Source organism: Fusibacter tunisiensis, assembly GCF_016908355.1.
Lineage (GTDB): Bacteria > Bacillota > Clostridia > Peptostreptococcales > Acidaminobacteraceae > Fusibacter_D > Fusibacter_D tunisiensis.
In genome coordinates this window covers 22,966-29,893 of sequence record NZ_JAFBDT010000025.1, presented here as the reverse complement: position 1 = coordinate 29,893, position 6,928 = coordinate 22,966, and the positions used below count along the sequence as shown (strand labels likewise).

The 6,928-nt window shown below is 38.8% G+C and carries 6 protein-coding genes and 1 pseudogene; all 7 read left to right on the top strand.

The features are described 5' to 3' along the window. Positions 1-102 precede the first annotated feature (102 nt). Positions 103-705 (top strand): annotated as a pseudogene (locus JOC49_RS11055) (FGGY family carbohydrate kinase); the annotation flags it as partial. Further along, positions 654-1,118, top strand: coding sequence for an FGGY-family carbohydrate kinase (locus JOC49_RS11050; protein WP_204665098.1), 465 nt, complete (start codon positions 654-656; stop codon positions 1,116-1,118). The pseudogene JOC49_RS11055 and the gene JOC49_RS11050, both read left to right, overlap by 52 nt. Positions 1,119-1,253: 135 nt before the next feature. Continuing rightward, on the top strand, positions 1,254-2,498 hold the full coding sequence (codB, locus tag JOC49_RS11045) for a cytosine permease (RefSeq protein ID WP_204665097.1): 1,245 nt from the start codon (positions 1,254-1,256) through the stop codon (positions 2,496-2,498). 17 nt (positions 2,499-2,515) lie between these two features. Beyond that, positions 2,516-3,751: a cytosine deaminase gene (gene codA / locus JOC49_RS11040; RefSeq protein WP_204665096.1), complete on the top strand. Its 1,236-nt coding sequence runs from the start codon at positions 2,516-2,518 to the stop codon at positions 3,749-3,751. A gap of 302 nt (positions 3,752-4,053) precedes the next feature. Continuing rightward, positions 4,054-5,106: a cysteine desulfurase family protein gene (locus JOC49_RS11035; protein ID WP_204665095.1), complete on the top strand. Its 1,053-nt coding sequence runs from the start codon at positions 4,054-4,056 to the stop codon at positions 5,104-5,106. After that, on the top strand, positions 5,107-6,201 hold the full coding sequence (gene mnmA / locus JOC49_RS11030) for a tRNA 2-thiouridine(34) synthase MnmA (protein WP_204665094.1): 1,095 nt from the start codon (positions 5,107-5,109) through the stop codon (positions 6,199-6,201). A 4-nt stretch (positions 6,202-6,205) separates the two neighbouring features. Then, the gene (locus tag JOC49_RS11025) at positions 6,206-6,904 is read left to right on the top strand and encodes a deoxynucleoside kinase (protein ID WP_204665093.1); all 699 of its coding nucleotides are present in this window, start codon (positions 6,206-6,208) and stop codon (positions 6,902-6,904) included. The last annotated feature ends 24 nt before the right edge of the window (positions 6,905-6,928 follow it).

The following is a 6,928-nucleotide window of genomic DNA, read 5'->3' as shown; positions in this document are numbered from 1 at the left end:
AACCGTGGGGCATACGGGGATAGCTCGCTTATGCTGTAGCCATTAGGCTATTCGAACGAGAAGCCCCCACTTCTTAAGTGGTGGGAGTATGTCACAAAGGTACATCACTATCTTTTGCCAAAAGATTATATTAATTACAAGTTATCAGGTGTTTTTGCCACAGATTTTTCGGATGCGTCCGGGATGTTGCTTTTGGATGTTAAGCACAAAAAATATGCACAGCCAATTCTAGAGTATATAGGAATAAGAGCAGATCAGCTTCCAAAATTACATGAGTCCTATGAAGTGACTGGAAAACTTACAGAAGAAATTAAAAAAACACTTGGTTTGAATCAGGAAGTTTTGATTGTAGCGGGGGCTGGCGACCAAGTTGCTGGAGCGGTTGGAACTGGAACCGTTGTAGAGGGCATAGTTTCAGTTATTTTGGGAACGTCTGGCGTTGTATTTGCGGCCCACAATGACTATGTGATGGATTCTAAAAATAGATTGCATGCTTTTTGCCATGCCAATGGGAAGTATCATTCTATGGGTGTAATGCTATCTGCTGCAAGCTGTCTTAAATGGTGGTCTGAGGAAATTATAGACCACCCTATAGATGACCTGTGGAATGAAGTCGATGACTCGTTATCACCAGTTTTTTTTTACCTTATCTTTTGGGGGAGAGGACTCCGTACGCCACCCCCAATGCTAGGGGTACTTTTGTAGGCATGCCCCCTAATACTCTGAGACATGAACTCACAAAAGCTGTTTTAGAGGGTGTTGCATTTGGGCTTAAAGATTCGCTTGATATATTAAAAGATATGAGAATCGAGGTAAAAGAAATACGCGTTATTGGCGGTGGGGCAAAAAGTCGAGCTTGGCGTCAGATTTTAGCAGATGTTTTTGGTCAAGAGATTTTAGGCATAAATACAAATCAAGGTGGTGCACTTGGTGCAGCAATTTTAGCAGCAGTAGGAGATGGTTTGTATCCTAGTGTAGAAGAAGCGGCACAGGTTATGATTCAAACCCTAGACCCAGTTAGCCCCTCAATGGATCAGTCAAAGGTATATGCAGAAAAACATAAAGCGTATCAGTACCTGTACCGTTGCTTGGAACCTTTTTTTGAAATTAAGAAGTAAAAAAACACAAAAAAATATGACGAATTTTTAAAATAGAATTGAAATATCAGAAAATTATAATATAATGTAAGTAGTTACATTATATTTTTTTAACCATACTTGTAACTAGTTACATAAAATTTTAGGAGGTTGGAGATGTCAGAGTTAGTGAAAAAGAAAACGACAGACACAGAACATTCGCTCTCAGCAGTTGACAGCGGCAGTAGGCAAGGATTTTGGTCAGTATTGGTGGTAATGGTTGGATTTACATTTTTTTCACCAAGCATGACAGCAGGTGGAAATTTAGGCATGGGACTCAATCTTAGAGATTTCTTTTTGGCAATGCTATTGGGAAATGCTTTTTTGGGAATCTACACGGGTGCTTTAGCTTATATTGGTCAAAATACAGGGTTAACCTTGGATTTGTTAGCACGGTATTCATTTGGAGAAAAAGGATCCTATTTGTCTTCTGTGTTAATTAGTTTCACGCAAATAGGATGGTTTGGCGTTGGTGTGGCTATGTTTGCTTTGCCAGTAGGGGCACTCCTAGGAATCAATACGACTCTTTTGATTATTGTGATGGGTGCGCTTATGACGGCAACCGCGTATTACGGTATAAAGGCACTTGCGATTCTGGGTTCAATTGCTGTTCCGCTAATTGCTGCCCTAGGTATTTACTCAGTGAATTATGGCATTAATATGGTAAATGGCTTTGAAAATGTTTTTGCTGAAGTACCGGCTGCACCGCTTACCATGGCAGCTGCATTGTCTATTGTAATTGGTTCATTTGTAAGTGGTGGAACAGCGACACCGAATTTCACCAGATTTTCAAAAACAAGCAATATCGCAGTTTGGGCTACCGTCATAGCATTTTTCGTTGGTAACAGCATTATGTTTGTGTTTGGTGCTGTAGGTGGTGCCGTAACAGGTGCACCAGATATCTTTGATATCTTGATAAAACAAGGCTTGATGCTACCTGCGATTATAGTGTTGGGATTAAATATTTGGACGACAAATAATAACGCACTTTATACAGCGGGTCTTGGACTTGCAAATATTACAAAGATTCAAAGTAAGCCTATGGTTATTATAGGGGGTGCAATTGGTACAATAGCAGCCTTGTGGTTATACAACAATTTTGTATCATACCTCAGTTTACTTGGTGGTATGATCCCACCAGTTGGTGCTGTAATTATCATTCATTACTTTATGAATAAAAAGAATTATGAGGACAGTTCCTATAAACCTATTTCTGTGAATGTTGGCGCTATTGCAGCAGTTGCTTTAGGTGCCTTGGTTGGGGTTTTCTTAAAATGGGGGATCGCACCCGTAAATTCACTGGTTGTATCCGCAGTTGTATTTATTGTAGCTGAAACAGTTAGAAAGCGTAAAGAAGCTTAGAAGAGAGGAGTATTTAAATGCTGGTAAAAAATGTATATTTGGAAAACGGCTCGGAAAAAACAGATTTGTTAATTCGGGAAGGTAAATTTGCAAAAATAGAGCCGAATCAATCTGTGCCTGACGGGGAAGAGGTTATCGATTGTGATGGTTGCATGGCATTGCCTCAATTTATTGAACCCCATGTTCATTTAGACTCTGCCCTTACAGCTGGCGATCCAAGATGGAACTTATCAGGGACACTTTTTGAAGGCATCGCGTGTTGGGCTGAAAGAAAAGAAAAGTTGACGAAATTGGATGTGAAAACTAGAGCTGTTGAAGCGATTCGCAAGCAAGCGGCCAATGGTATAGGACATGTCCGAACACATGTAGATGTAACGGATCCTTCTCTTGTGGCACTGGAGGGTTTGTTGGAAGTTAAGGAAGAACTCAAAGATGAAGTCAATTTACAGATTGTAGCATTTCCACAGGAAGGTATTATGAGTTTTCCAAATGGTGAAAAACTTATGGAAAAAGCTGTTGAAATGGGGGCAGATGTTATTGGTGCGATTCCGCATTTTGAATTTACAAGAGAATACGGTGTGGAAAGCATTAATTATATTATGAAGTTGGCTGAAAAATATGATCGATTGGTGGATGTGCATTGTGATGAAATAGACGATGAACAGTCACGATTTGTGGAAACACTTGCAGCAAGAGCTTATGAATCTGGTATGAAAGAGAAGATTACGGCCAGTCATACAACTGCAATGCACTCTTATAATGGCGCCTATACTTCAAAACTGTTTAGACTTTTGAAAATGAGTGAAATGAATTTTATTGCAAATCCTCTTGTTAACACACACCTTCAGGGACGTTTCGACACGTATCCGAAGCGTAGAGGGGTTACGCGTGTAAAAGAACTTTTGGCAAATGGCATTAATGTTTCATTTGGTCATGATGATATTTTTGATCCATGGTATCCCCTAGGAGATGGAAATATGCGTGATGCACTTCACATGGGCCTTCATGTGTGTCAAATGATGGGCTATGAAGAAATCATGGATTCGTATAAGATTATTACACACAATGCTGCAAGAACATTGAATCTCGGCGATTCATATGCTATAAAAGAAGGGAATCCAGCGAGTTTTATTATTTTGAACTCTAATAACTTTTATAATGCATTAAATGAAAAGAAAGAAGTTTTATATAATTTTACAAGGGGCAAACTCATAGCAAAAACAGCACCTGCTAAAAAAGAAGTTTTATTTTAATTTTTTTAAAAAGGGGTTTACAAGTACAGAATAGTATGCTATATTACTTATAGAGATTGATAATCAATATCAATTAAATACTCCTTATACGCACAACATAATTTATATTTTAGCCACCCCGCTAATTTATAAACCCCCCAAAACGTAAACTTATTTAGAATACCTCACTATGAAATGGATGCTTCGCCGGCATCCATTTTTCTTTTTTGAATTGCCAAGCAGTTGACAGTTCCCTATGCACACGGTATACTAATTTTTGATATCCTACAGAATAACTAGGTTATAAAACAATGGGGTTTTAAATGAAAATTTATTTAGATCACGCTGCAACAACTCCAGTTTCAAAAGAGGTTGTCCAAGCGATTTATGATGTGTATCAAAAACCTGTACATGAACGAACTGGTTATTTGGAAAAAGCAACCAGAGGCATTGAAAAGTTAATAGGTGCGGAAAATGAAAGCGTATATTTTGCTTCAGGCGGGACAGAAGCAAATGCTTTAGCCATTCAAATGCATATTGAAAACAACAAACACAGAGGAAAACGTATCTTAATTTCGTCCATTGAACATGCATCTGTTATGAATACTTGTCGGGCTTATGAAAAAGAAGGGTATGAAATCGTTGAGATGCCTGTGTGCTCTGATGGTGTTCTGGATATTGAACTTGCAAAAGAACTGGTAACAGCTGATACAATTCTAGTGTGTTTAATGTACTATAATAATGAAGTGGGAACACGCCAACCGATTGAAACTTTATTTGAGTATTTAAAACCGCTTGGGATTCCCCTTCATGTGGACGCCATTCAAGCACTTGGGAAAACAGATTTGAAACCAATTGGCAATACGATGAGTTTTTCTGCCCATAAATTAAATGGGCCTAAGGGAATTGGTGCAATTTATTCGGACAAACCCATCAATCGGTGTGACTGTTCGATTAATGAAGCCTTGGCATATGGTTTTTATGTCGCCCTAAATCGTGCAATTCAAAATCTGGATGCAAATGTGACGCATATGCAAATGCTAAAGGCTAAATTAATAGATGCGTTGCTAAATCTAAGTGTTCAGATAGATGTTATAAGAACCAAAGCGTATGATCATCCCGGAATTGTCAATGTTCATGTGCCAAGTCTTGATGGGGATGCGCTTGTGATTCGGTTAAGTATGGCAGGTATCTGTATATCAAGTGGGTCCGCTTGTAGTTCAGGGGCTATATCTGTTTCTCATGTACTTAAAGCGATGGGGATGGATATGGCAAAGGCAAAGCGCAGTGTTCGGTTTTCTATTGGAATTGAGACAACAGATGCAGACATTGCGTATGTTGTTATGGTGTTGGATAAAATTACGAAAGGATTATAGATGGAAAAAAATAATCGAGTGGTTGTGGGTATGAGTGGCGGTGTGGACAGCACGGTTGCAGCGTATAAGTTAAAAGAAATGGGATATGATGTTATTGGGGTAAACATGCGGCTTTGGCAAGATGAAGAAATGGAAGATGCACATTTTGAACGCGATGGTGGCTGTTGCAGTCTATCATCCGCTGAGGATGCAAGACGTGTTTGTGAGCAAATAGGCATTCCTTTTTATGCACTTGATTTTAAAGATGTCTTTAAAGAAACAGTTGTGGATTATTTTATTGATGCATATTTTAAAGGAGAAACCCCAAATCCGTGTATCGCATGCAATAAATATGTTAAGTTTGAAGCCTTGCTTGAGAAGGCGCATGCTTTAGGTGCTTACTATGTTGCAACAGGTCACTATGCTAAAATAAAATATGCTTCGGAAATAGACCGCTATGTGGTTGAAAAATCTGATGCTGATGAAAAAGATCAAACATACGCACTTTATAACTTGACGCAGAATCAACTGAAACATATTTTAATGCCGCTTGGAGATTTTAAGTCTAAGGAAGACGTTCGAAAAGTAGCTGCGGGTTTTGATACGGCAATGTCTAGAAAATCAGACTCTCAGGAAATATGTTTTGTTCCAGACCAGGATTATGTTGGATTTTTAAAACGAAACAGTGATAAGACAATTGCAAAGGGTAGTTTTTTAGATGTTGAAGGCAAAGTAATTGGTGAGCACCAAGGCATTGTAAACTATACAATTGGACAGCGAAAAGGTCTCGGTGTAACTTTTGGAAAACCCATGTATGTTATTGACATTGATACGTCTAATAACGCCATTGTTTTAGGGGATAATTCGGATGTTTTCAAGTCAACTTTAATGGCAAAAGATGTGAATTTTATCTTGATGTCCTCTTTGGAAGAACCTATGCATTGTACGGCTAAAGTACGCTATAGTGCTAAGGAAGCGCCTTGTACCATTTATCCAGAAGGTGATGTTGTTAGGGTTGAATTTGACCATCCACAGCGTGCCATCACGCCGGGCCAAGCCATTGTTTTTTATAAAGAGAACTATTTACTAGGTGGTGGAACGATTAAAAGGGGTTGATGTGATGTTAAAATATGCAGTAAATCAACGAAACCTGTTTGAAAATAAAGGTAGGGATAAGAATATGGCAATTGTAATTGACGGTATTATTGGTGCAGGGAAGACGACAGTTGGAGAATTTATTAGCCGCGAATTGGGAATTCCCCTGTTTCAAGAACTTAAGGACGACGGTAAGGAGTCGCGTGCACAGCGTATGTTGGACCTTTTTTATGAAACACCAGACCGGTGGAGTGCAATTATTCAAGTCATGTTTTTGAACGATCGGTTTAAAGATCTTAAAAGAATTGAGAGAGACGGAAATTCAGCGGTTTTAGACCGTTCAATTTATGGGGATGAAATATTTGCAAGGACAATCCATGAACGTGGTGAAATGACTCATGATGAATTTGAGATTTATAGAGACCTTTTACACAATATGCTGGCGCATATCAAAGTTCCAGAAATTTTGATTTATATTGATGTTTCAGTTGATGTTGCAATGAATCGTATAAGAAAAAGAGCGCGCTCAACAGAAGGGGATACCATACCACGAGACTACATGGAAGACCTGAAACGCAATTATGAGAGCTGGTATAATGCCTATAATATATCGCCGAAGGTTAGAATTAATTTTGACAAGGATGCGGTGGATTCAAACGGTAATTTGAGTTCCGAGGTTGCGCATGAAATTCTTCAGGCCATACGACCGTACGTAAATTTATAAAAAAGCTGTTTCAAAGCAAGACAG